The sequence below is a fragment of the Sphingomonas sp. PvP056 genome (assembly GCF_040549155.1).
In the GTDB taxonomy this organism is placed as follows: domain Bacteria; phylum Pseudomonadota; class Alphaproteobacteria; order Sphingomonadales; family Sphingomonadaceae; genus Sphingomonas.
Genome location: NZ_JBEPST010000005.1, coordinates 250,682 through 275,351 on the forward strand (window position 1 = coordinate 250,682; position 24,670 = coordinate 275,351).

Sequence of the window (24,670 nt, forward strand, 5' to 3'; positions counted from 1 at the left end):
CAGGTGGACTGAACAAAAGTCGAAAGGAATGGCACCAGTGCTGACAAATATCTTTGGCGTCTCGTCGACCGTCGTGTGTTCTGAACTCGCGCGTCTGGAAAGGGCGTTTGCCGAGGGCGACGTCTCGGAACGTACGAACCTGTCCCTTGCCAAGGGACAGACGCAGAACGTCCTCTTCGCTATCAATCAATTGCTTGACCGCGCGTTGCAACCGGTCGCGCAGTTGGGCGAGCGGATCGAGCAGTGGAACGTTGAGCACGATCGGGGCGACATCGATACCGTCTTGCCGGTCGAGGCGTTCCGCGGCGATTATGCGGTCATGGCGCAGGGCCTGAACCGGATGGTCGACAGCCACATCACCGTGAAAAAGAAGGCGATGGCCTGCGTCAAGGAGTTCAGCGAAGGCAATTTCGCCGCCCCGCTGGAACAGTTCCCGGGCAAAAAGGCCTTTATCAACGAGACGATCGAGACGCTGCGTGCCAATCTCCAGGGCCTGATCGCCGAGATGAACCACATGTCCGAAGAGCACGACAAGGGAGACATCGACGTCTTCGTCGCGGCGGACGGGTTTCGCGGCGATTTCGGCGTGGTGGCGCGGGGCGTGAACACCATGGTCGCCAACCACATTGCCGTGAAGAAGAAGGCAATGGCGTGCATCAAGGAACTCGGTGAGGGCAATTTCGAGGCGCCGCTCGAACACTTCCCGGGCAAGAAGGCGTTCATCAACGATACGATCGAGAATCTCCGGCGCAACCTGCGCGACATCATCGGCGAGGTTCAGCGCCTCATCACCGCAGCGACTGCGGGGCATCTTAGCCAGCGCGGTGACGACAAGCGCTTCGTCGGGGATTTCGCGGCGATGATCGCCGGGGTCAACAACATGCTGGACGCAACGCTGCGGCCGATCGAGGAAGGCAACAGGGTCCTTAATCTCGTCAGCGTGGGGGACCTGCGACAGACGGTCGACATTGCGTGCGAAGGCGACCACCGGCGCATGAAGGATTCGATCAACGCACTGATCGACAATTTGCGCCTCAGCGCCAGCCTGGCGGACAAGATTGCCGATGGCGACCTCGCCGTCGCGCACCAGCCGTTGTCCGACCGGGATACGCTCGGTCAGGCGATCGTGCGGATGGTCGACAATCTGCGCGTGAGTGCCGATCTGGCCGACAGGATCGCCGACGGGGATCTGTCGGTATCGCATCAGCCCTTGTCCGATCGCGATATCCTGGGACAGGCGTTGGTCCGGATGGTGGAACAGTTGCGCAGCGTCGTCGGCAACGCCAACGGTGCCGCGGACAATGTCTCGGCCGGCAGCCAGGAATTGTCGGCAAGCTCCGAGCAGGTCTCGCAGGGCGCAACCGAACAGGCGGCAGCAGCCGAAGAGGCCTCCTCGGCGATGGAAGAGATTGCGGCCAACATCAAGCAAAGCGCGGATAACGCCGCCCAGACCGAGAAGATCGCACGCCAGTCCGCCAAGGACGCGGAACTGAGCGGCATTGCGGTGCAGCGCGCGGTCAACGCGATGCGGACGATCGCGGAGAAGATCGGGATCGTGCAGGAAATCGCGCGGCAGACCGATCTGCTCGCGCTCAACGCAGCGGTCGAGGCTGCGCGCGCGGGCGAACATGGTCGTGGTTTTGCAGTCGTCGCCTCGGAAGTGCGCAAACTGGCCGAGCGCAGCCAGGTCGCCGCGGCAGAGATCGGCTCAGTCTCGTCGCAGACGGTGACCGCCGCGACCGAGGCGGGCGAGATGCTGACCAAGCTCGTACCCGATATCAGCCGTACCGCCGAACTCGTCGCCGAGATCAGCGCCGCATGCCGCGAGCAGGACATCGGTGCCGCACAGATCAACGAGGCGATCCAGCAGCTCGACCTGATCAGCCAGCAGAATGCGGGCGCATCCGAGCAGATCACGTCGACGTCGGAAGAACTGGCGTCACAAGCCGAAGAGCTGCAGGCGAGCATCGCCTATTTCAGGACAGGCAGCGGCCAGGACGCGATCCATCGGCGGCACACCCCCGCCGTGGCACGCAAGCCGGTGGCGCGCAGCGGCAGCGTGACGCGACCCGGCGCCAAGACAAAGCGCGTAAAACCCAATTCGATCGCCGACCAGAAGGCGCGGGTCAGCGGCTTCGCGCTCGACCTGATCAAGGGCGGGACGGATGCCGAGGACGACAATTTCGGTACGCAGGCGGCCTGACAGGCGACATCGGCGGACAGGCCACCGCGTGGTGGCCTGTCCGCCTTTGGCGTTCGGCACCAGCACCGATCGTGTCGGACGGCCGCGGGCCGCGCCGACCAACGGCGTCGCTTGACCCGCATCCGTTCCGGTTTTCAAAAATAAACCTCGGTCCGAGATCGGACGTGCCCTCCGTCTCTATAAGGTAAACCAAGACTTCCAGGTTTCGGAAGAGACAAGCCGCCGCGCAGCGAAAAGGAGGGAAAGCATGACGCAGATGGTCCTAGTACCGGCAATCGTCACGACGGCGACGGTGTCCCCGTTCGCCGCAGAACTCGCCGCGCATCTCGAGCAAAACGACACCGTCGAACTCGATGTGACTGAGGTTGCGGACGCCGACGTCAGTTTCCTGCAGCTCGTCTGCGCCGCCCGCCATCAGGCCGAGCGGGACGGAAAGGGCCTGCGCCTCGCCCGTCCGGCAAGCGACGCAGTGGCCGCGCTGCTCGAGCGCGCCGGCTTCCTCACCGATATCGCCCCAGCAGATCAAATGTTCTGGTTTCATGGAGACCTGCCGCAATGACCGCATCCATTCTCATCGTCGATGATTCCAACAGCGTGCGGATGGCCATCCGTATGGCACTGACCGGGGCCGGCTATGCCGTCACCGAAGCTGCCGACGGCGCACAGGGCCTGAGCAAGGCCAGTGGCAGCAAGTTCGATATGATCATCACCGATCTCAACATGCCCAACATGGACGGGCTCTCGATGATCCGCGCGCTGCGCAAGAGCCCGGCACAATGCGGCACGCCGATCCTGTTCCTGACGACCGAGTCCGAGGACGCGATGAAGCAGCAGGCCAAGGCGGCGGGCGCGACCGGCTGGCTGGTAAAGCCGTTCGTCCCCGATCAGCTGATCAAGGTTGTCCGCAAGGTCCTCGGGCGGTGAGCCACAACGATCCCGTCGCCGCGTTCCGCGTCGAGGCGGGCGAGTTGCTCGAGCAGGTCGAGCAAGGCTTGCTCGACCTTGGGCATAAGCTGGACGATCACGAGCTGATCGATGCCGTTTTCCGCGGCCTGCACACGCTCAAGGGCTCGGGCGCGATGTTCGGGTTCGATGCGCTGGCTAGCTTCACGCATCATTGCGAGACCGCATTCGATCGCGTGCGCAAGGGCCTCACGCCGGCGACGCCGCAACTGATCGCGGTGATCCTGTCGGCGCAGGATCATATGCGCGCGTTGATCGAAGGCGACGGTGCCGCCTGCGGCGCAGAAGGCCAGGCGATCCTCACGAAACTGCAAGCGGCGCTCGATGCGGCCCCGGCCCCGACCGAGGCACCTGCACCCGCGATCCAGCAATGGCGCCTGTCGCTTCAACTGCCGCCGGAGGCGATGCAGAACGGCATCAACCCGCTCGCGCTGCTCGACGAACTGCGCACACTGGGCGAATGCCGGATCGTCGCCCGGACCGATCAGGTCCCGTTGCTGGCCGACCTGGTACCGACCGAGTGCGCCATCGGCTGGGACGTAGAACTGCGCGGCGCGATGTCCAGGAGCGATATCGAGGACGTCTTCATCTTCGTGCTCGACGACATGGATCTGCAGATCGAGCAGCTCGATGATGAGCCCCGTAACGAAGCGCAGGCCCCGCCTGCCCCGCCTCAGCTTTCCCTTGCACCTGCTCCTGTCGATACAGCCGCGGCGCAGGACCGCGAACCGGCGGCGGCCCCGACCGGTCGTGGTACGCCCAAGAGTGGCGAGAGCGTCCGGGTGCCGGCCGAACGGCTGGACCTGTTGATGGACCGTGTCGGCGAACTCGTCATCGTGCAGAGCCGCCTGTCGCAGCTTGCGCACAGCAGCGGCGGCAGCGCGGCGGACGTCGCGCTGCACTCGATCTCGGAAGAAATCGAACGGCTGGCGAGCGAATTGCGCGATACGGTGATGGTCCTCCGGATGGTCCCGGTCGCCACGCTGTTCGGGCGCTTCCGCCGCCTCGTCCATGACATCGCGCGCGACACCGGCAAGACGATCGAACTGTCGACCGATGGTGAAACCACGGAAGTCGACAAGACCGTCATCGAGCGGCTGGCGGATCCGCTGATTCACCTGATCCGCAACGCTTGCGATCACGGGGTTGAACATCCCGAGCAGCGCGTCGCCGCCGGAAAGCCCGCCGCCGGGCAAGTGCGCCTGTCGGCGCATCAGGAAGGGGGCGAGGTCGTCATCACCATTCGCGACGACGGCCACGGGATCGACCGGGAGCGCGTTCGGGCGAAGGCGGAGTCGCACGGGTTGATCCAGCCCGGGCAGGTCGTGACCGACCAGGAACTGCTCCAGATGATCTTCCATCCGGGTTTCTCGACCGCGCAGCAGATCACCAGCCTGTCCGGTCGCGGTGTCGGCATGGACGTCGTCAAACGCACGATCGAGAGCCTGCGCGGCACGATCGAGGTGGCGAGCGTGCTTGGCCAGGGGTCGACGGTCTCGCTCCGCATCCCGCTCACTCTTGCGATCATCGACGGCTTGCTGATCCGTGTCGGCGACGGGCGATATGTGATCCCGCTCGGCGTGGTCGAGGAATGTATCGAGCTCAGTTTAGAGGAAGACCTGCGGTCGCGCGGTCGCAGCTTCATCACGCTGCGCGACCGGCTCGTGCCGTTCGTCCGGCTGCGCGAGATGTTCGCCACGGGCACGAAGCCGAGCTTGCACCAGAAGATCGTCATCATCGCGACCGGCACCGAGCGGGTCGGGCTGGTGGTCGATCAGATCATCGGCAGCCACCAGACGGTGATCAAACCGATGTCGCCGGTGCATTGCAACGTCCCGACCTTCGCCGGTGCGACGATCCTCGGCGACGGCGGGGTCGCACTAATCCTCGACGTCGTCCAGCTCGTCGCGCTTGGCCAGCATCAGGAGGAGCGGCTTCGCGCCGTCGGATGACCATGGAAGAAACATCGCAAACCCAATGGGACGAGGATGGTCGGCTTGAAGTGCTGACGTTCGATCTGCAAACCGAGAAGTTCGCGGTCGAGGCAGTGCTCGTCCGCGAGATCCTCGACCTGCTGCCCGAAACGGTCGTTCCCGGCGCGGACCGACTGGTCGCCAGCGTCGCCAACTTCCGGGGCAAGATCATCCCGATCGCCGACCTTCGCCTCGCATTCGGCCTGCCCTCGGCAGAATCGACGATGGACAGCCGCATCGTGGTTGTCGAACTCGACGTTGACGGCATCCAGACCCAAATCGGCATCCGCACCGACAAAGTCCACGAAGTGGCGACGCTGCACCGCGACGCAAGCGAAACCCCGCCCACGGTCGGCCTGCGCTGGCGTCGCGATTATATCCGCGAGCTGGTGCGCACACCGCAGGGCGTCATCGTCCTCGCCAATATCGCAAAGATCTTTGACCCGCTGCTGGGCGGTCGGGGCGCACCCGCCGTCCTCGCCCCCGCACTCCTCTAGGCTGGAAGGGCCGCTATGAACGCTCTTGTCGAACGACGGTTGGCCGACACGCCTTCCGCAAGGCTCCCGGCATGACCGGCGCAGGCGAACTCCAGGCCGTGACTTTCGGCCTGGGCGCGGAAACCTTCGCGGTGCCGGTCGCGCTGGTGCGCGAAATCCTCGACTGGAGCGAGACGTTCCGCATTCCGAACGGCCCCGACTATTTGATGGGACTGACCGATCTGCGGGGCGAAGGCATAACGACGATCGACCTGCGGCTGCGCCTCGGCCTGCCGCATGTCGCACCGACCCCGAGCACGCGGATCCTAGTGGTCGATGTTCCGGTCGACGGGCGTACACTAGTGCTCGGGCTCGTCGTCGATCGCGTGCTGGAGGTCAGCACGTTCGATTGCCGTCACATCGGCGATGCGCCCGACATCGGGATCCGCTGGCCCTCGCGTTACATCGCCGGCGTGGTCAAGCGCGCCGAGGGTTTCGTCGTGCTGGTCGATGTCGCCCAGATCTTCTCCAGCGCCGACACCGCCGCACTGGTCGCCGCTGCCGCCGCGTGACGCGATCCGGTCGCCGAACCTAAACCCCGATGGTCCCGTCTTGCGAGGGGCCATCCGCTCCCTGGAGATGGCTCCCTTGTCCCTTGCCCCCCCGCCCCTGAAGCCGTCCGCCAGCAGCATGGACCAGATCAGCTTGCGCGACTTCGCGAGCCTGGCCGACTACATCTTCGATTATGCCGGCATCCGGATGCCGGTCAGCAAGAAGACGATGCTGGAAGGCCGCCTGCGCCGTCGTCAGCGCGCACTGGGGTTCGAGACGCTCGACGCCTATTGCCGCCACGTCCTGACGGGCAACACGCTCGACGAGGAAGGGCGTCACCTGATCAACGCGGTGACGACCAACAAGACCGACTTCTTCCGCGAACCCGTCCATTTCGATTTCCTGCGCGACATCGCCCTCCCCACGTTCGAGGCGGACTATCTGCGCACGATCCGCGCGTGGAGTGTCGCCTGCTCGACCGGGCCCGAACCCTATACCATGGCGATGCTGCTCGACGGGTTCACCAGCGCGCGACGCGGCTTCACCTACAGTATCCTAGCGACCGACCTCGACACCGAAGTGCTCGAGACGGCTCGGCTCGGCATCTATCCGTCCGATCTGGCGGATCCGATCCCGGCGGCGTTGCGCCGGAAGTATCTGATGGAATCGCGCGACCCGGCGCGACGCGAAGTCCGCGTGGTGCCCGAACTGCGCCGTGCGATTGCCTTCGCGCGCCTCAACCTGATGGACGAGAAATATCCGGTGGGTGAGCCGATGCACCTGATCTTCTGCCGCAACGTCCTCATCTACTTCGACAAGCAGACCCAGCACGATGTCGTGTCGAAGCTCGTCCGGAACCTGGCGCCCGGCGGCTATCTGTTCCTCGGGCATTCGGAATCGATCGCGGGTCTCGACGTTCCGCTCGTCCCGGTCGCCAACACTGTTTTCAAGCGGAGCTGATCGATGGCTGGTCAAGGAAAGATCCGTGTCCTCATCATCGACGATTCGGCGGTCGCACGCCATGCGATGAAGACGATCCTTGAGGAGGATCCCAACATCGTCGTCATCGGGACCGCCCCCGACGCCTTCAGTGCCGCCAAGCGCATCCAGGAGGAAGTGCCCGACGTCATCACGCTCGACGTGGAAATGCCGCGGATGGACGGCATCACCTTCCTGCGCAAGCTGATGGCGCAATGTCCGCTGCCGGTGGTGATGTGCTCGTCGCTGACCGAACAGGGTTCGGACACGATGGTGCAGGCCCTTGAAGCGGGGGCCGTCGACGTGATCCTGAAACCGCGCGTCGGGCTGGCCGAGCATCTGAGCGATCACAACCTCCAGATCCGCGATGTCATCAAGGCTGCGGCGAGAGTGCGGGTCAACATGCGTTCGGCGAGAGCCGGGCGGGCCAGCCCGCCCGAGCAGAAGCTAACGGCCGACGCAGTCCTCCCGCCGCCCAGCGGCCGGGGCATGACCCGCGCAACCGAACGGGTCGTGTGCCTCGGCGCGTCGACCGGCGGGACCGAGGCGCTGCGCACGGTGCTGGAGGCGCTCCCCGCCACCGCGCCCGGGGTCGTGGTGGTCCAGCACATGCCCGAAAACTTTACGCGTGCCTTTGCCAATCGCCTGAATTCGCTGTGCGAAGTCACCGTAAAGGAGGCGGAGAACGGTGATCCCGTGCTTCCGGGCCATGTCCTCATCGCGCCAGGCGGCAAGCATATGCTGATCGAGCGACGCGGTACGCGCTACTTCGTGACGGTCCGCGACGGACCGCTGGTTTCGCGTCACCGTCCGTCGGTCGACGTGCTGTTCCGGTCGGCGGCGACGGCGGCAGGGTCCAACGCTCTCGGGGTCATCATGACCGGGATGGGCGATGACGGTGCGCGCGGTCTTCTTGAGATGAAGCAGGCAGGCGCCCGCACCTTCGCGCAGGATGAAGCGACGTCGATCGTCTTCGGCATGCCCAAGGAAGCCATCGCGCTGGGCGCGGCGGAACGGGTGCTGCCGCTCGGTCATATCGCCCGCGACGTCCTGTACGCCGCGACACAATAAGGGGGTTGGGACGATGGAATGGGTCGAACAGGGGGCGTTGGTGCCCGATGTCGTAGCGGCGTTCGGGCCAGCCTTGCACGCGCTGGGAGCCGAACTCGACCTGGTCGCAAGCGGTCTCGACAAGCGCTTCGTCGATGCCGGGCACTCGCTCGCGCACGCCTATGACATCGTCGAAAAGCTGATCGCCAGTCTTGACCACGTGACCAACGCGCTCGACCGGGAAGCCGCCGATCGTGCGATCGCAACGATGCGGGGCAATGCCGATCGCCTCGCGCGGCTGCCGGTGGTGCAGGCCGACCGGCAGCGCTCGCTGGATATCATCCAGCAGGCAACCAGCACGGTGCAGGAGGAAGTGCTCCGCGTCGACCGGACGCTCGATTTTTTGCAGATCTGTGGCCGCAACATCAAGGTCGCCGCCGCGGGGGCACAGGGCTATTCCGATTTCGCCGATGCGATGATTGCGAAGCTCGACGTCAGCGAGCGGGAAATGCACCAGATCAGCAAGGAGGTTGCGCAATTGGCGGAAACCGTCCCGTGCGTGGTCGAGGTCAATCGAGTCCTTGCGTCGGAATGCGCGCATCTGTGCCCGCATGTCCCCGACAAGCTCGCCGCGGACGCTATCGGGTTGCAAAACAACCAAGTCGATACGGCGGATCGCGCCGACCGGATCGCCACCGTCGCGCGCGACATCCGCGCGAAACTGTCGGCGTCGCATGGCGCAATGCAGATCGGCGACATCACGCGGCAGCGGCTCGAGCATGCCGCGCAGACCTGTCGTATCCTCGACGCAGCGCTTGCCGATCCCAATATTGCGCCTGATCCGGTCGCGGCAGCCGCCCTTCAGGGTCAGGCAATGTCGCTTTTGGCAGCGCAGGTCGCCGACGCGACGCAGGACTTCCAGCACCAGTCGCGGCTGCTGGCCACGAGCTTCCAGAGCATCGGTACGCAGCTTGCCGCGATGCTGTCGCTCAGTGGCGAGGGTGCTGCCGAACGCGGGAGTGACGCAGCGTTTCTCGAAGTCCTCGAACAGAGTGTCGCCGAGGTGGACTCCGTGACGGCGCGCTTGCGCGACGCCGATATCCGTTCGACCCGGCTGGGTGCCGAGGCATCCGTGACGGTCGAGCGCCTGGGGCAGCGGTTGACCACGATTTACCGCGTCACGAATGACGTCCAGATCATGGCATGGAATACCGACCTGCGCTCGTTCCGAATGGGGCGCGCGGGGGATGGACTGGCTAGGATTGCCGCGGAGATCCGCGGCCTAGTCAAGACGCTGGAATCCGTCTCGGGATCGGTCGCCACTGCCTTCGGGAGGTTGAACGCCGCCGCAGACGCGATCAGTTCAGAGCCAGACGGCGAAACATCTCAGGGCAGCACGCTCGAAGCGGCGTTGGACGCCATCCGCGCCGGTGCGCAGTTGACGCGGGAGGGTATGTCAGAACTGGATCAGAACGCCGTAATGATCCGTGACCTCGTCACGGAGATGATCGGGGCGGTCGAATGCGAAGCGGTCTTTTCCGACCCGCTGCTCGATATTATTGGCCGTTTCGAAGGATGGGCAACTCGCTACGCACAGACGGACGCAGTATTGACCGAGCAGGCGTCCCGGGTTTTTGACGAGATCAACCGCACCTACACGATGTCCAGCGAGCGACAGGTCCATGGCAGAATTGTTCCAGGTCCGAGCGGGCAGGACGGCCCAACCGAGGGTACGACTGATGTCGTAGATTGCGATGGTCTGTTCTGATCGCTGCCGCCTTCCCCTAAGATATTGAGACCTGTCACGCGTGATCAGGGTCAGCATTTGCTCGTTTCTCGCTCGTTGGGGACGGCGTGGCACCATTGCTGACGACCGAATGCGGCACCCCGCAATCGTGGTTCAGTCGAAAACCAGACATCCCGTGCAGTTCGAACTCGTCAAGCCTGCCTGCCAGACCTCGCTCGCTTGTGTAGAGCAGTGTCCGTAAGGAACGTGGGAATACGCGTCGCTTACCCCTATCGTGCGAGAGCGGCGACCCCACCACCTCCCAGCAATCTGCTAATGCGAAACGATTGCAATTAGACTGATCTCCTTCTACCGCCTCTGCAAAGGGGAATAGAATGAAGATCGCATTGGGCATGATCGCCGCCAGTATCATGTCGACAAGCATCGCGAGCGCACAGGAGATACAGGCCGCCAATGGTGCGGACGACGCTCGACCGGAAGATATCGTGGTAACGGCTGCGCGCACGAACCTGCCTGCTAGCGCCCTGCCCCTGACCGTGGACGTGATCGACAGCGAGACGCTATCGCGTCAGGTCGCAGTTTCCGGCTCGGTCGTCGATGCGATCTCGGCGCTGCTGCCGGCCTTCTCGCCCACACGCGAAAAGATTACCGGCTTTGGCGAAACGCTGCGCGGTCGCTCGCCGCTCTATGCGATCAACGGTATTCCGCAGAGCACGCCGATCCGGGACGGCGCACGCGACGGCTATACCATCGACCCCTTCTTCATCGACCGCGTCGAAGTGATCTACGGTTCGAACGCCTTGCAGGGCATCGGTGCGACCGGCGGCGTCGTCAATCAGGTCACTGCGAGCGCGCCGAAGCAAAACGGTTGGAGCGGACGCACGCTGCTCCAGGGTAACAGCGGCAACGATTTTGCGGGATCATCGCTCGGCGGGAAGGTCGCCGGCCTCGTCAATATGCGCAGCAGCCGGTTCGATGCGACCGGCGGCGTTGCGTTCGAGCGGCGCGGCGTCTTCGTCGATGGCCGTGGGCGGCGCATCGGCCTCGACGGGAACCAGAGCGAAATCCAGGATACGGACAGCCTGACCTTCTTTGGCCGGGTCGGCGTCGATCTGTCCGACACCGCCCGGTTCGAGGTGATCGCCAACCGCTTCAAGCTGGAGGGCAACAATCACTATGTCGCGGTCGATGGCGACCGGACGCTGGGCATCCCCGCCACCAGCCGGCGAGGCGAAACGCCAGGCCAACCCTCCACTGACCTTTCCGAAATGGTGTCGGCATCGCTGACGGACGGCAATGTGCTTGGCGGGGCGTTCACGCTTCAGGGCTTTTACAACCGGACCAACGACACGTTCGCCGGTGGTGTCCTCGCGACGTTTCAGGATGCGAGGATCGCGCCCGTCGGCACGCTGTTCGACCAGTCGCGCAACGTCTCGCGCAAGCTCGGTGGCAAGATCAGCTATGAACGCACGGTGCCGGGGCTCAAAGCGCTGACGCTGACTGCCGGGTTCGATGCGTTGATCGACCGCACCAAGCAGGATCTGGTGCAGACCGGCCGCACATGGGTGCCGCAGACAGATTTTCGCAGCCTCGCGCCGTTCGGGCAGGCCAATCTCAAACTGTTCGATGGTGTCGTCAGGGTCGCAGGCGGGGTTCGCTACGAGACCGTGCAGCTCGATATCCCCGACTATACGACGCTTGCGAGTGCGAGCGCGCGGGCCGTCATCGGCGGCAAGCCGTCCTTCGACCGCGCCTTGTGGAACGGCGGTGTCGTGCTGGAGCCGGTCAAGGGTATCCGCGCCTATGGCAGCTATGCCGAGGGTTACACGATCGCCGACATTGGGCGTGTCCTGCGCGGTATCACCCAGCCGAACATCCGGATCAGCGACTTTCTCGATCTGACCCCAGTGATCTCGAACAACCGCGAGATCGGCGTCGAAGTGAAACAGGGGCCGCTGGACGCCAGCGTGACCTATTATTGGTCGTCGAGCGAGCTAGGTCAGGTGCTCGTCCGCAGCAGCGACGGGTTCTTCAACGTTGCACGCCAGCCGATCGACATCGAGGGTCTGGAATTGAACCTCGCTGTTCGCACCCCACTGCCCGGTCTCAAGGTTGGCACTGGTTTCAGTCATCTGAGCGGGCGCACCGACACCAATGCCGATGGCATTTTCGATGCCGATCTGGACGGCGCCAACATCTCGCCCGATCGTCTGAACCTCAACCTGGATTATACCCGCGGCCGCCTGAGTGCACGGGTACAGGGACGCTATTACTTGTCCCGCCGTTTCCAAGGACAGCCGATCACCAACGACTTCGTCGGCTATCGGCTGTTCGACGCGTATGTCGCCTATGAACTCCCGGTCGGCCGTGTGATGCTGAGCGTGCAGAATCTCGGCAATACCGATTACGTCACTTACTATAGCGATACGCAGGGTCCGACCGACAATGCGCGCTTCTATACCGGGCGGGGGCGCAACTTCACGTTAAGCTGGCAGGCCGGCTTCTGATGCGCATCCTGTCCCTGCTGCATCGCTGGATCGGCGCGATCGGCGGTCTGCTGCTGGCGGTCCTGGGTCTCACGGGTACGCTGCTCGTCTGGCGGAACCAACTGACCTTCGTGGCGCACGCCGGCGATACAGTCCGGCCCGATCCGGGATCGTTGGCCCGGGCCGTCGACGCAGTATCGCAAGCGCCGTCCCCGATCGACCGCATCACCTTCGCAGGCGACGGTCTGGGCGTGCATCAGGTCCTCTTCGCAGACGGCAGCGGTGCCTATGTCAGTCAGGCCGGCGTGACGGTCGAACGCTGGTCCTCGGCATGGCAGCGACCGGAACTGTGGGTGTTCGATCTCCATCATCACCTTCTGGCCGGCGATGTCGGCGAGACAATGACGGGGATCGCCGGGCTGGCGGGCCTGTTCTTCCTCATTACCGGGACGATCCTGTGGTGGCGGATGCGCAGCCGCTTTCGCCTGCGGTTTTGGCCTGCGTCGATGAAGCCCGGCGCCATCGTCCACCACCACCGGGATATGGGTGCCCTGACGGCGCCGTTGCTGCTCGTGTCGCTGGTGACGGGCGTTCTGATGGTTTTTCCCGCACTGGGCGGGCCCTTGCTTGCCGAAACACGGGTGCACCCACCCAAAGTTCACAGTGTCCGGGTGACGCCATCCGCGCATGACCTGAAGCCGCTTTTCACCGCGGCTGCCGCGATGTTTCCTGGTGCCGAACTTCGCCGCCTGCAAATGCCGCGCAAGCCCGGCACGCCCGTCGTGCTGCGCCTCCGCCAATCGTTCGAATGGACACCGAACGGACGGACGTTCGTGTACGCCGATCCGGCTACGCTGAGGATCGTGGCCCATGACGATCCAGCGACCCGAGGAACGGCGGCATCGATCTGCGAGAAACTTTACCCCGTGCACGCTGCCAAGACCGGCGGCATTGCATGGAAACTCGCCATGACCGTGTCGGGCATCGTACTGACGCTGCTTGGTAGCCTGGCGGTGTATGGCTTCTGGCGGACGGAGTGGAACATCAGTCAGAGCAAGCGGCGGAAGCAAAAACTCCTGTAAAACATGGCTTCCGACAGAACGAGTAAGGCTCGAATGACCTGCTGGCTACGGGGCTGGGCCGCGACGCCCGTAGCGTACCTGCGCCAGACCACCAGAAGTCATGGCCCAAGTTCGGCCATGGCGGAGTCACTTACTCAATTTGATATAGGCAACCCTGTAGGCGCGACCCCGATTTGGCCGCCCTAACGTACGAATGTCGCCGTGGTTCCACCGTTGCGACATCCCTGCCCGCAATGTGCGTGGGCAGCGTTCGTCACCAAGGGAGAGTCGTCATGAAGAAAGCCATCATCCTCGCATCCGCTGCGGCTGCAGCATGTCTCGCCAGTGCGCCGGCCTTTGCCGAAAGCCTGACCGTTCAGGGCGTCGTCGCGCCCTATTGCAACGTCGCACTGAGCAACGTGTCCAGCGGCACCGCCTCGATCGCCATGGCGAACCAGCAAACCGTCGCCAACTTGCGGTTGTCCTGCAATTCCGCATCCGGCACCAAGCTGATCGTCGGATCGACCAACGGGGATCTCACGCAGGTGGTCGGCGGCGTCACGCAGCGGATCAACTATGATCTCATCCTCGATTCCCCCAGCGACAGCGCTTTCGCCATCGCCGCGCATGACACCTTCCCGGGGACTGGACAGGAAAACGTCAACCAGTTCACCCGGTCGCGCACCGGCTATACCCAGGGGATCGCCAACGGAATTCCGCTGGTCCTGTCGCTCAACATGAACGTCGCGGCGGACACCAACAACACGCCGACGTCGCAGAACTTCTCGGCGAACGCTGCGCCCGCGGGCACCTACACCGAGACGTTCACCTTCACGGCAACTTCGGTCTGATCGGCTGATCGACCTGGCGGGAGCGGGGGGGTCCCGCTCCTGCCTTTGTCTCGTCGTGTACAGGGGGAATGATCGTGACCACAGCTTTCGTACGCGGAATCGCATCGCTGCTGGGCGTGGCAATGCCGGTCGCCAGCGTCGCGCAAGGATATCAGGTCCAGCCGATGCTCGCGACGATCGCACCGGCCGGTGCCAAGGCGCATCTGACGATGGCGATCAAGAATTCCGGGTCGGTGCCGATCACGCTCGAACTGACCGCGTTCCGGGCCACGGCAGACCGCGCGGGAACGCCGACTCGCGTGGACGAGGACAAGGACATGCTGGTGTATCCGGCGCAGACCTCCATCGCGCCGGGCAAGGAACAGACCGTGCAGGTCCGCTACATCGGGGATGCAGCGTTGACCGAAGCGCGGATGTACGGTGTCCGGGTGTCGCAATTACCAGTCGCCGCGCCGGGGGCCATGCTGGCAAAGGGCGCGTCCGGTGCCGCCTCGGACGTCAAGGTCAGCTTCAACTTCCTCAGCCACATCATCGTTTCGCCCGACGCTGCCAAGCCGGTGATTACCGTCGTGGATACCGGACGCGCGGCCAATGGCGACCTGTTGCTCAAGATCGACAACGAAGGCACCGGCATCGCGATCCTCAACGCCACCGATGTCAAGCTGACCGATACCGCCGGCAAGACAGTGACGGTCGCGTCGGACGATCTCCAGGTCGGCGGCTTTTCCGCATTCATGCCGCGACAGTCGCGCGATGCCCGCGTTCTTGCCAAGAATCTGACCGGTCTCGTCGGTACGATCAAACCGACCATAACCGTCCAGTGAGCCATGACATGCGCGGGGGGGTGTCGACACCCGGTCCAGCTTGCGGCGGCGCCGGCCATCTGCGCCGCCCTCATCGCCGCCTCCCCCGCCGGTGCCCTGATGCGCGATACGACATCAGCGGAACCCCAGGCGAACGGCGCGCCCAATGCGGCGTCCGCACTCGGCAGGGTCGGGCCCGTCCGCATTCCGCTGGAAGTGTCGCTCAAGGTCAACGACAGGTTCCTCGGCACGATCAGTATCGCGGTCGATCCCAAGGGCGACGGCGAGATCGACGCGACGCGGCTGCTGGCGTTGCTCAAGCCGGTCGTCGGCGCTGAACTGATTGCTGCGCTTACGGCGAGGATCGCGGGGCGTACGAAAGTCGACTTCGCCGATCTGCGCGTCGACGGCTTCGCCATCGCGTTCGACAGTCTGGCACTCGAAGTCGTCGGGACGCTCGCCGCGGATGCGACCTTGCCGGCGACCTTGCGTCTCGGCGCGCAACAGGCGGTTCCCGTGCCCACCGACTTCGATCGCCCCGCCGGTTTTGCCGCGGGGGTCAACGTCGGCATGGGGCAACGCTATGTCTACGGACGGGGCGGCGGGCTGCAACCGGTGCGCGCGGACATCGACGGAATCGTCAATGCCGGCGGGTTCGACGGCGTGACCTTCACCGGTGGCGCGACGTTCGACGGGGATCGCTGGCGCCGCCGCGAGTTTCGCGCGACGCACGACCTGTTCGACCATGCCGTCCGCGCGACCGTCGGCGAGTTCACCCCGAGTTCGACGTCGTTCCAGGGTTCGGGACGGATCCTCGGTATCGGTGTGGAACGCGCCTATTCCACGATCCGCCCGTTCCAGAACACCCGCCCGATCGGCCGGCAGCAATTCACGCTCGATCGCGAATCGAGCGTCGACGTGCTGGTCAACCAGGTCCGCGTACAGACCATCCGGCTTGCGCCCGGACGCTATGACATCGGCGACTTTCCGTTCGCCAACGGGCCGAACCAGGTCCAGCTCGTGGTCGAGGACATCGGTGGAAAGCGCGAGATCCTCAACTTCGACGTGTTCAACACCAACACCCTGATCAACCCCGGGCTGACCGAATATGGCTTTGCCCTCGGCGTGCGCGACCGCGGTCAGCTTCGCTACGGCCTTTCGCCCGCGCTGACGGCCTATGCGTTCCATGGCGTATCCGACACGCTGACGCTCGGGGCCAATGCACAGGCGACCAGGCTGGGCGTGCAGGTCGGCGGGGTCGCGGTGCTCGGCACGCGGATCGGGTTCGTGCAGGTGGAAACATCCGCAAGCAAGGCGCGGCAAGGGGGCGGAACGGGTTTTGCCGCATCGCTCGATTACCGCGGGGAATTCTCGCTCCGCAGCAAGAGCGACCTGCGGATCGCCGGGTCGGCGGTGTACCGCAGCGCCGCCTTCCGCGATGCGTTCGCGCGCGACGTGCAGAATTTCCAGGCGCTGGAGGCGGGCCTGCAAGTGCAATGGATCGCACCGTTCGCGATCAGCACCGGGGTGGGCCTGGGCTATAGCATGGCGCGCTACGGCGGTGCCGACAGCTACCGCATCGATTTGTCGCTGGGCCGCAGCTTCGGACGGCTGGGCGTCAACGTGACGGGGGCGCGCGTGGTGTTCCGCGATGGACGCCGCACCGACAACCGGGTCGCGCTCGGCGTCTCGCTTCGGCTGGGCCGACGCGATTATGCCACCGTCCGCTACGACAGTGGCACCGGTCGAAAGGAAGTCGAGCTCAGCCGCACCCCCGAGGGACGGCTCGACGAGCTCAGCGGCGCCATCCGCTATACGCAGGACCGGGACGCGACCGCGGTGTCGGGCCGGCTCGCCTACGTCAACAATCGCTTCGATCTCGTCCTCAACCACAACCGGCTCGAACGGAACGGCCCGGGCGGCGGCACCGTCAACGCGTCCGACTGGAACATCCGCAGCTTCGTCGGCTTTGCGGACGGCAGTTTCGGGGTCGGGCGAGCGGCGAGCGAAGGCTTCATCATCGCGCCGGTCCACCGGACGTTGCGCGGATCGCGCGCGGCGATCTTCTCAGGCGACCGGGTGGTCGCGCGGTCGGGACTGTTCGGGCCGGCCGTGATCCCGATCGGGCGGGCGTACGGTGTCGGGCGCTACGACCTGCGCGTCGATCCGCTCCCGATCGGTTATGACCTCGGTCAGGCGACGATCAACGTTTTTCCGGGATATGGCTCGGGGTATCGCTTCCCGATCGGCAGCGACGAATCGCTGATCGCGGTCGGCTTCCTGATCGGGCCGGACGGACCGGTCGCGCTTGCCGCGGGCACGATCGAGCCGGTCGACCCGGCGCGGCGCAAGGGCTGGAAGGAGCGCAGCTTCTTCACCAATCGCGGTGGCCGTTTCGTCGCCGACCGGCTCGCACCGGGCCGCTATCAGCTGCTGCTCGGTGGAAATGCGGTCGCCGCGTTCGAGATTCGCAAGGGTACACAGGGGATGGTCGATGTCGGCAAACTTAGCATCGTACGCTAAACGCATCGCCGTTGCGCTCGCGCTTGCGGTGCCGAATGCAGGGTTCGCGGCGACGTGCGACGCGACGCTGATCCCGACCGCCTCGATGGCCCGGCTCGACTACGATCCCTTTGCGTTCACCCGTCCGGTCGAGCGGATCACGTTCGAGGTGGAAAGCCGTGCAAACGCCGCCTGCGAGGTCGAATTCGTCCTGCTGGATCAAACCCGCACCGCCGTGTCGAGCACAACGATCGGCAGTTCCGGAGTGCAGGTCGGCTTCATTGCCAGCACAGGCGATGCCGCGCTGGTCCCGACCGCGGTCCCCGGTACGTGGCGCGCAAGCTTGCAGCCCGGCACGCGGACTCGCCTCGCGATCCAGGCGATCGTCACGCAGGATGCGGTCGCATCCGCCGGCGAGCACGCCACGCCGCTGTCGCTGGAACTGCGCGATGTCGGCGCGCTGGCCACCACGGTCGCGCCGATGCCGGTCTCCGTCGTGCTGGCCGTGGTCCCGCGCGCGCAAATGAATATCGTCGGGGCGATCGCGACGTTCGGGCAGGGGCAAAGCGTCGCGCAGGTCGATTTCGGCGTACTCGCCAGCAATGCCACGCGTCGCGTCTTCCTGCAGATCCGCGCCGATACGACCGCGCGACTGACGATCGATTCAGCCAACGCCGGGCGATTGCTGCCGGAAGGCGATCTGCGCGAAATGGACAGCATCGCTTATTCCGCGGCGCTGAGCGGCGTTCCGGTCGACCTGACGCAGCATTGGGAAGACATCGTCGATCCGCCACGGACGTTGGCCGGCACGTCGCTCCCGCTCGACATCACGCTGGGCGCGCTCGGGCCGCATCTCGCTGGCACGTACAGCGACACGCTGACGATCGTCCTCAGCGCGCTCTGATGGGCATCGGCTTCAGGGATAGGAGATGTAGGGAAGAAGCTTCGAGAACATCGCCTCGCGCGAGTTGACGTCGACCTTGTTGTAGATGTGGCGGATATGGGTCCGCACGGTGCCGACCGACATGTGCAGACGATCCCCCACCTCGTCCGCGGTTTCCCCCAGAAACAGCGACTCCAGCACCTTGCGCTCGGTCGAGGTCAAGCGGAACGCGGTTTCCAGCGCATCGCCGTACAACAGATAGCGGCGCGTCGTTCGCCGCAGGGTCAGGCCGGTAAGATGCTGCGCGGATGTGCCGCGCACGCGCTGCCCGGTGAGCAGCAGATGTTCGCCAAAACTGACATGCAGACAGAATGGCGCGATCCCGTCCCCCGACCCCCGGACGAATTGCAGGAACGGATCACACAGTTCGCGCTTGGATATCCGCAACTTGGCGTTCGTGATCCGGATCGGGCTGGTATGCCGCAGGATCTCGTCGGCCGCGGCATTGATCCAATGCACCAGAAGGTCGTCATCGACGATCATCCGTGCGCAACTGTCTCGCTCCAGCCAGTTCAGGATCGGTTGTGTCGATGACGGACCCAGCGCATCGCAAGCGAGCATGGTTGCATTCCCCCCTGGCTGGCCCCCTGCCTGAAATGACGCGGAGTGCGACTAATGGTCGTCTATCTCCGGAACATTAGGACCGTTACGGCTTGGTTCGGGCATAATCCGCTTCGGACTAGGATGAAATGCGCGCTAATGACTACGCACTTTTGCGTAAGCCATCGAGTCTGATGGAACCGGCCGACGATTTGAATACAGCCGTTGGGCGACAACCGGTTATCCGTTTGAGATGGGGAGGAAAGATTGCGATGACACAGTCGCTCTGCGTCATTGGCGGGACCGTTCTCGCTGTTGGTATCCGGCCTGGAACGCGCCGCTCGAAAGTGCTGTATCGGCGCACCCGTTTCGCAACAGAGGTTCGCTCAGCCGCGCTTGCGGTCGTGCGGGGATGATCAAGCCCGCCGTCAGCGATGAGTTCGTCGTCTGTGTCTTGCGGCGACAGCGTACCGTCGCAAACGCGGTAAAGGCGCTGATGACACTGGCGGAAACCAGTACCACGAGTACCAACCGACGACGCGGCACGCAGGCGGCAACCGACGGCGGGGCGATAGCCTCCCGGGGGGGCAGCCCGGGACGCCGGGCAACTGACCCGGATTTTCCCGGGCTGCAGTCGGAATGCTTGATTCTCGAGCCGACGCTGGCGGTCATCCTGCTGACCGGGGAAGAGATCTGGTCGGCATCGAAGCATGCCGCCGGCCCCGACCTGTTCGAATCCTCTGCGGAATTCGCCGCCCGCGACGCGCTGATCACAGCGATCCGTTCGGCGATGGTGCAAGCGCCAGGACGTAGCGAAGCAGCGACGTCCGCCGCCGAAACCTATTTCCTGACGGTGCGCGAACGCGAGGTCCTCGAGCAGATGATCGCCGGTGAAACCAGCAAGGAAATCGCGCGCATCCTGCAAATCAGCCCGCGCACCGTGCAGGTTCATCGCAGCCGCGTGTTATCGAAACTCTCTGCCCGAAACGCCACCGAGGCGGTGCGGATCGCACTTGCCGCAGGCGAAAACGCCCAGCATGTCCGGTTGCCCACCGGATAGCCAGCCGCCCGCCACAAGGCGAAGCGCCTGCGCTATGCTGGATCGCCGTCGGCAGCCTCATCGCGAGATGATCGAAATCCGTGCTTTCACCAAGACGATCAGCAGCAAAGCGCGGGGTTGTTATTCATCGTCCGGTCGTGGGGACAGAGTTTTACCGCTGTAAAACTCTTTCCTCCGGCCGTATGGCACTAACGTGGCATAAAACTAGTCATCCAAGCTCCCTTCCCCGCTCCCCGACATCGGAGGCCCGTTCCTGATCGCACTTTGACGGCTTAATGCGCGCGCGTGCTGGTTGCGCGGGCACGTTATCTCTTGTGAGCCGTTTGCTGCTGACCCTACCAGCAGGAACCGATATGACCGACGACCCGCGCACGAACCAGCCAACACGTTTTCCTAATGAGCCGCAGCAGCCACGGCCCGGCTTAACGACCAAGATGCGAACCAAGCCTGACCATGGCGAGGAGAGCTACGTCGGCAAGGGCCTGCTCAAGGGCAAGGTGGCGCTCATAACCGGGGGAGATTCGGGTATCGGCCGGGCAGTGGCGATCGCCTACGCCCGCGAAGGTGCAAACGTCGCCATCTCCTACCTCGCGGAAGAGCAGGTCGACGCCGAAGAGACACGGAATTGGGTCGAGAAGGCAGGACGGCGATGCGTCTTGCTGCCGGGCGATCTGCGCGACCGGGATCACTGCGCGACCCTCGTCGAACGAACGGTCGCGGAACTCGGCGGCATCGATGTCCTCGTCAACAATGCTGCCGCTCAGACGATGAACGAGGGGCTGGATAGCGTCGACGACGACGAGATGCAGGGCGCTTTCGCTGCCAACGTCTTTGCCATGATCCGTTTGGCCAAGGCGGCTGTTCCGCACATGAAGCCGGGCTCGGCGATCATCAATACGACCAGCGAGCAGGCCAAGGTCGCTGGCAAGAACATGATCGTCTATGCCGCGACCAAAGGCGCGATATCGAGCCTGACGGTGGGCCTGTCCAACCTTCTGGTGAGCGACGGCATTCGCGTGAACGCGGTGGCGCCCGGCCCGATCTGGACGCCGATCCAGCCGATCGCCAAATCGCCGGAGGAACTGGAGACCCTCGGGCAGAACACGCCGATCGGACGCGCCGGACAGCCGGGCGAGCTCGCGCGCGCCTATGTGATGCTTGCGGCAGCGGAGGGAAGCTACATGTCTGGCAACGTCGTGGCTGTTACCGGCGGCGTTCCGATTTCCTGAGCCCGATAAACCCGACCTCAGCCGATTGCATACCCGCAATAAGCTGAGGTTGGCTTTGGCGAAACTGTGCTCATTCGATGACGGCGCGAGGGGCTTGAGATAAAAGCGCGCGTGATCGTGTCGCATGCACGTCATCGCGCCATAACCATTCGAGCGCGCCCGGCAATGTCTGGGCAATGACGTTACCATCAACATGCGCGGCATTCTCCGCAACGACATAACGATAGTCGTAGCCCTTGGCCCGCAACGCCGCCGCCATGCGATCGTTTGCCATCGGCCAATTGTGATAGGTCGGTTCAGGGTCCTGCCAGTGCAGATCCTTGCTGCCTACCTCCATCCACATTCGGATTGGCTTGTGCGGGCTGCCTGGGATGAACCGGGCGTGAAAGTCCCAGGCTCCGCGCGGCGACGCAGGATCGACAGGTGATGCCTGGTTCACGAACGTGCCCGAATAGGACAGCACCTTGCCGTACCATTCGGGGTGGAACCAGGCCATGGCGAATGCCGCGGACGCGCCAGAACTGCCGCCCATCGCCGCACGCAGCGCCGGATTGTGGGTGAAGCGCACGCCATACAAGGCGGTGACCCGTGGCAGCACCTCGCGCTCGACGAATTCGGCGTAGCGGCCCGAGACCGTGTCATATTCAAGCCCGCGCTCGGACCCCTGCGCATCCCCGCCGCCCGATTGGATCATCACGGCAACGATCGGTGGAACGCGACGCGCGGCGATCAGGCTGTCGAGCGCAGCCGTGACGCGCGCGGCATAATCGCGCCCGTCCTGCACCACCAGCATTGGCGCCTCGGTGCCGTGACGATAGCCCGCCGGTATGTAGACAAAGACTTCTCGGCGATAGGATGCAGCTTCGGACGCTTCGTCCGCCGGCGCCGCGATGCGGTTGCCGTAAGCATCGCGTCGCTGCGTGACGGCGTTGTCGCGCTGCCGGATGCCGGGATAGATGCGGCTGTCGCGCGAGTGCATGATGAAGCTGTACAGCGTGCCGTGCGGCATGGCACGCTGCGCCGCCATTTCGGGCGCATCGAGATAAGGTGGGGCGATGCGAACGGTATCCGGCGCGCTCACGGCTGCGACGAGCAAGACTGTCAAAGGCAGGGCCGTGATCCGCATTGGGGTTTCCCTTCATTCGGCAAGTGCCGGGCCATTGATTTGCCGCATCGACATCAAGACGCCAAGCACCTTGACCAGCAGCGCGCCGCGCGCGCGGTGCCGCCGTTCGATGCTCGCCAAACGCGCGGGACCGATCTACACCCATCAATGATAGCGCAAACAGCGCACGGAGAGGGGTGAAGTGCATGACAAGGCGAACCATAGCTCGCAGGAGCGCCGCGCTGGCGGCGCTCGTACTGACGGCGCCGGTCGCAGCACAAGGCCCTGCCCGCCCGCCGCTGGCCAGCGTGTCGCATATCGCGGTCTACGCACAGGATCCCGCGAAAAGCGAACGTTTCTACGTCCGTGATCTGGGTGCGGTAAAACTCCCCGACCCCGAACAGCCCTTGGGCGCGCGTTATTATTTTGCGCCTTCCCAGTTCGTCGAGGTGCTGCCGCTGCCCCCCGGCGCGCCTTCGATCAACCGCTTGGCGCACGTCGCGTTCAACACTGCCAACGCTGAGGCAATGCGGACATATCTGGCGGCGCAAGGCGTCGCCGTGCCCGAGACGCTGAAGTCGGCCGCTGACGGCAGCCGGTGGTTTTCGGTAACCGACCCCGAAGGAACGGTGGTGCAATTCATGCAACCGCCCACCCAGCTACCCGCCATACCGCCCAACCCGCTTTCCAGCCACGTGATGCATTTCGGCTTCATCGTGCACGATCGCGTCAAGGAGGATCGCTTCTACAAGACGGTCCTCGGGCTGCGGCCCTATTGGGAGGGCGGGATGCAGGACGATCATCCCACCTGGATCTCGCTGCAATTGCCCGACGGGCGCGACTGGATCGAATATATGGTCGTGGGGACGCCCGACACTAAAGGCATCCCGCCTGGAATGTCGGCCGCCAACCTCGGCGTGCTCAATCATTTCGCGCTCGGCATACCCGACACGCGCGCGGCCTATACGTTGCTGTGGAACGGCGACCGCCTGCAGGGGCAGGATCAGACGCCCAAGATCGGACGCGATGCCAAATGGCAGCTCAACCTGCTCGACCCCGACGGGACGCGTGCCGAGCTGATGGAGTTCCACGCGATCGGCAAACCCTGCTGCTCCCCCTTCCGCGCGCCCGATCCGCAACGATAAGCGGAGGAAAGCTCATGCAGAAACCGATCCCGTGGATCGCCGCAGCAACGATAACGATCCTGTCCCCGGCTTCGCTGGCGCAGGTGTCGCAGGAGGTTCCCGGGACCTCTGCCGCCAATAGCCCGCCTGGCGCACCGCTCGCTCCGGACTGGGCCTATCCGCAGTCAACCCAGCATAACCAAGTTGGACCGCCACCCGGCTTCCACCGCGATACCCGCGTGGAGAACACCCCGATCGGCGTGTTCGAAGGACAGGCCGACGTCGGGGGTGCGCTCGTGCCCGGCAGCGCGTCGTTGGCCGGCGGGACCTATACGATCCACGCGGCTGGCTATAACGTCTGGTACACCCGCGACGAGTTCCGTTTCCTGTTCAAACGGATGCGTGGCGATGTTTCGCTCGCGGCAGACCTGGCCTATCCTGACGGCGGCTTCGGTGACCACAAGGCGCTGCTGATTATCCGCCAATCGCTCGACGACGATGCCAAGGAAGCGTTGGTAGCGCTGCACGGCGACGGCATGATCCACCTCGCGCAGCGTCCCGCCCCGGGGCGGCGGATCAGCGACATGGAATATCGCATCGGCAGTCGCGGCGGCCTGCCTGGCGGCAAGTCGCCCGACAGTCTGGTCACGCTCAAAGCGAAGCGCATCGGCATCGAGAAGAAAGGTGACCAGTTCACGCTGTGGGTGAGCGAGCAAGGCGAGCCGATGCACCAGTTCGGCGCACCCATTACGCTTAAGCTGACCGCTCCGTTCTATGTCGGGATCGGCTTCACCTCGCATCTACCCGGCGTGGCCGAGACCGCCACCGTTTCCAAGCTCGTGCTCGAAAACCGTGCTGGCCGGGTGCGCTGACGTATCAGGCTCTGCGTCTTGTGTTCGGCGCGTGCGAGCTTGGTCAGGATGTTAGAATTGCCGCTGCAGGCATATCTCGTGCTCGTCGGCTGCCTGACGTCTCGCTACGGGCGCAGCGGCCCCCTTGCGAGCGCGGTTGCATCATAGCGAGC

At 64.4% G+C, this 24,670-nt stretch carries 21 protein-coding genes; 19 read left to right on the forward strand and 2 right to left on the reverse strand.

Annotation, left to right across the window (positions count from 1 at the left end):
• Window positions 1–37: 37 nt before the first annotated feature.
• From ABIC17_RS13920 to ABIC17_RS13990, 15 genes are all read left to right on the forward strand, one after another.
• Window positions 38–2,203: a methyl-accepting chemotaxis protein gene (locus tag ABIC17_RS13920; protein WP_354282673.1), complete on the forward strand. Its 2,166-nt coding sequence runs from the start codon at window positions 38–40 to the stop codon at window positions 2,201–2,203.
• Window positions 2,204–2,450: 247 nt separating this feature from the next.
• A complete protein-coding gene (locus tag ABIC17_RS13925) occupies window positions 2,451–2,762 on the forward strand; it encodes an STAS domain-containing protein (protein ID WP_354282675.1) in 312 nt (103 codons plus the stop codon).
• Window positions 2,759–3,127, forward strand: a complete 369-nt coding sequence (locus ABIC17_RS13930; RefSeq protein WP_354282677.1) for a response regulator — start codon at window positions 2,759–2,761, stop codon at window positions 3,125–3,127. Before ABIC17_RS13925 ends, ABIC17_RS13930 begins: the two co-directional genes overlap by 4 nt.
• Window positions 3,124–5,118: a chemotaxis protein CheA gene (locus tag ABIC17_RS13935; protein ID WP_354282678.1), complete on the forward strand. Its 1,995-nt coding sequence runs from the start codon at window positions 3,124–3,126 to the stop codon at window positions 5,116–5,118. Before ABIC17_RS13930 ends, ABIC17_RS13935 begins: the two co-directional genes overlap by 4 nt.
• Window positions 5,119–5,120: 2 nt before the next feature.
• Window positions 5,121–5,636, forward strand: coding sequence for a chemotaxis protein CheW (locus ABIC17_RS13940; protein ID WP_492724235.1), 516 nt, complete (start codon window positions 5,121–5,123; stop codon window positions 5,634–5,636).
• 71 nt (window positions 5,637–5,707) lie between these two features.
• Window positions 5,708–6,187 (forward strand): chemotaxis protein CheW, encoded by a 480-nt coding sequence (locus ABIC17_RS13945; RefSeq protein ID WP_354282682.1) that lies wholly within the window; start codon window positions 5,708–5,710, stop codon window positions 6,185–6,187.
• Window positions 6,188–6,305: 118 nt separating this feature from the next.
• On the forward strand, window positions 6,306–7,127 hold the full coding sequence (locus ABIC17_RS13950; protein ID WP_354282684.1) for a CheR family methyltransferase: 822 nt from the start codon (window positions 6,306–6,308) through the stop codon (window positions 7,125–7,127).
• 3 nt (window positions 7,128–7,130) lie between these two features.
• A complete protein-coding gene (locus ABIC17_RS13955) occupies window positions 7,131–8,216 on the forward strand; it encodes a protein-glutamate methylesterase/protein-glutamine glutaminase (RefSeq protein ID WP_354282686.1) in 1,086 nt (361 codons plus the stop codon).
• Window positions 8,217–8,229: 13 nt separating this feature from the next.
• The gene (locus tag ABIC17_RS13960) at window positions 8,230–9,963 is read left to right on the forward strand and encodes a hypothetical protein (protein ID WP_354282688.1); all 1,734 of its coding nucleotides are present in this window, start codon (window positions 8,230–8,232) and stop codon (window positions 9,961–9,963) included.
• Between the two features lie 353 nt (window positions 9,964–10,316).
• A complete protein-coding gene (locus tag ABIC17_RS13965) occupies window positions 10,317–12,449 on the forward strand; it encodes a TonB-dependent receptor (protein WP_354282690.1) in 2,133 nt (710 codons plus the stop codon).
• Complete coding sequence (locus ABIC17_RS13970) at window positions 12,449–13,510, forward strand: PepSY-associated TM helix domain-containing protein (protein ID WP_354282692.1); 1,062 nt, start codon at window positions 12,449–12,451, stop codon at window positions 13,508–13,510. Before ABIC17_RS13965 ends, ABIC17_RS13970 begins: the two co-directional genes overlap by 1 nt.
• Before the next feature lie 272 nt (window positions 13,511–13,782).
• A complete protein-coding gene (locus ABIC17_RS13975) occupies window positions 13,783–14,340 on the forward strand; it encodes a hypothetical protein (protein WP_354282694.1) in 558 nt (185 codons plus the stop codon).
• Window positions 14,341–14,414: 74 nt separating this feature from the next.
• A complete protein-coding gene (locus ABIC17_RS13980; protein WP_354282696.1) occupies window positions 14,415–15,164 on the forward strand; it encodes a fimbrial biogenesis chaperone in 750 nt (249 codons plus the stop codon).
• A 99-nt stretch (window positions 15,165–15,263) separates the two neighbouring features.
• Window positions 15,264–17,666: a fimbria/pilus outer membrane usher protein gene (locus tag ABIC17_RS13985; protein ID WP_354282698.1), complete on the forward strand. Its 2,403-nt coding sequence runs from the start codon at window positions 15,264–15,266 to the stop codon at window positions 17,664–17,666.
• Complete coding sequence (locus tag ABIC17_RS13990; RefSeq protein ID WP_354282700.1) at window positions 17,638–18,549, forward strand: hypothetical protein; 912 nt, start codon at window positions 17,638–17,640, stop codon at window positions 18,547–18,549. Before ABIC17_RS13985 ends, ABIC17_RS13990 begins: the two co-directional genes overlap by 29 nt.
• A gap of 12 nt (window positions 18,550–18,561) precedes the next feature.
• Here ABIC17_RS13990 and ABIC17_RS13995 read toward each other — a convergent pair whose 3' ends face one another.
• A complete protein-coding gene (locus ABIC17_RS13995) occupies window positions 18,562–19,149 on the reverse strand; it encodes a helix-turn-helix transcriptional regulator (protein ID WP_354282702.1) in 588 nt (195 codons plus the stop codon).
• Between the two features lie 391 nt (window positions 19,150–19,540).
• Between ABIC17_RS13995 and ABIC17_RS14000 the strand changes: the two genes are divergently transcribed.
• Both ABIC17_RS14000 and ABIC17_RS14005 read left to right on the forward strand, forming a co-directional pair.
• On the forward strand, window positions 19,541–20,188 hold the full coding sequence (locus tag ABIC17_RS14000) for a response regulator transcription factor (RefSeq protein WP_354282704.1): 648 nt from the start codon (window positions 19,541–19,543) through the stop codon (window positions 20,186–20,188).
• A gap of 353 nt (window positions 20,189–20,541) precedes the next feature.
• On the forward strand, window positions 20,542–21,417 hold the full coding sequence (locus ABIC17_RS14005; RefSeq protein ID WP_354282706.1) for an SDR family oxidoreductase: 876 nt from the start codon (window positions 20,542–20,544) through the stop codon (window positions 21,415–21,417).
• A gap of 70 nt (window positions 21,418–21,487) precedes the next feature.
• Here the strand turns inward: ABIC17_RS14005 and ABIC17_RS14010 are convergent, their stop codons facing one another.
• The gene (locus ABIC17_RS14010; protein ID WP_354282708.1) at window positions 21,488–22,543 is read right to left on the reverse strand and encodes an alpha/beta hydrolase; all 1,056 of its coding nucleotides are present in this window, start codon (window positions 22,541–22,543) and stop codon (window positions 21,488–21,490) included.
• A 185-nt stretch (window positions 22,544–22,728) separates the two neighbouring features.
• Between ABIC17_RS14010 and ABIC17_RS14015 the strand changes: the two genes are divergently transcribed.
• Window positions 22,729–23,667 (forward strand): VOC family protein, encoded by a 939-nt coding sequence (locus ABIC17_RS14015; protein ID WP_354282710.1) that lies wholly within the window; start codon window positions 22,729–22,731, stop codon window positions 23,665–23,667.
• A 14-nt stretch (window positions 23,668–23,681) separates the two neighbouring features.
• Window positions 23,682–24,518, forward strand: coding sequence for a hypothetical protein (locus tag ABIC17_RS14020; RefSeq protein WP_354282712.1), 837 nt, complete (start codon window positions 23,682–23,684; stop codon window positions 24,516–24,518).
• Window positions 24,519–24,670: the final 152 nt, after the last annotated feature.

Coding starts and splice junctions, on each gene's coding strand:
- ABIC17_RS13925 (WP_354282675.1), top strand. CDS start 2,451: ATGACGCAGATGGTCCTAGTACCGGCAATCGTCACGACGGCGACGGTG.
- ABIC17_RS13930 (WP_354282677.1), top strand. CDS start 2,759: ATGACCGCATCCATTCTCATCGTCGATGATTCCAACAGCGTGCGGATG.
- ABIC17_RS13940 (WP_492724235.1), top strand. CDS start 5,121: ATGGAAGAAACATCGCAAACCCAATGGGACGAGGATGGTCGGCTTGAA.
- ABIC17_RS13945 (WP_354282682.1), top strand. CDS start 5,708: ATGACCGGCGCAGGCGAACTCCAGGCCGTGACTTTCGGCCTGGGCGCG.
- ABIC17_RS13950 (WP_354282684.1), top strand. CDS start 6,306: ATGGACCAGATCAGCTTGCGCGACTTCGCGAGCCTGGCCGACTACATC.
- ABIC17_RS13955 (WP_354282686.1), top strand. CDS start 7,131: ATGGCTGGTCAAGGAAAGATCCGTGTCCTCATCATCGACGATTCGGCG.
- ABIC17_RS13960 (WP_354282688.1), top strand. CDS start 8,230: ATGGAATGGGTCGAACAGGGGGCGTTGGTGCCCGATGTCGTAGCGGCG.
- ABIC17_RS13965 (WP_354282690.1), top strand. CDS start 10,317: ATGAAGATCGCATTGGGCATGATCGCCGCCAGTATCATGTCGACAAGC.
- ABIC17_RS13970 (WP_354282692.1), top strand. CDS start 12,449: ATGCGCATCCTGTCCCTGCTGCATCGCTGGATCGGCGCGATCGGCGGT.
- ABIC17_RS13975 (WP_354282694.1), top strand. CDS start 13,783: ATGAAGAAAGCCATCATCCTCGCATCCGCTGCGGCTGCAGCATGTCTC.
- ABIC17_RS13985 (WP_354282698.1), top strand. CDS start 15,264: ATGCGCGATACGACATCAGCGGAACCCCAGGCGAACGGCGCGCCCAAT.
- ABIC17_RS13990 (WP_354282700.1), top strand. CDS start 17,638: ATGTCGGCAAACTTAGCATCGTACGCTAAACGCATCGCCGTTGCGCTC.
- ABIC17_RS13995 (WP_354282702.1), bottom strand. CDS start 19,149: ATGCTCGCTTGCGATGCGCTGGGTCCGTCATCGACACAACCGATCCTG.
- ABIC17_RS14000 (WP_354282704.1), top strand. CDS start 19,541: ATGATCAAGCCCGCCGTCAGCGATGAGTTCGTCGTCTGTGTCTTGCGG.
- ABIC17_RS14005 (WP_354282706.1), top strand. CDS start 20,542: ATGACCGACGACCCGCGCACGAACCAGCCAACACGTTTTCCTAATGAG.
- ABIC17_RS14010 (WP_354282708.1), bottom strand. CDS start 22,543: ATGCGGATCACGGCCCTGCCTTTGACAGTCTTGCTCGTCGCAGCCGTG.
- ABIC17_RS14015 (WP_354282710.1), top strand. CDS start 22,729: ATGACAAGGCGAACCATAGCTCGCAGGAGCGCCGCGCTGGCGGCGCTC.
- ABIC17_RS14020 (WP_354282712.1), top strand. CDS start 23,682: ATGCAGAAACCGATCCCGTGGATCGCCGCAGCAACGATAACGATCCTG.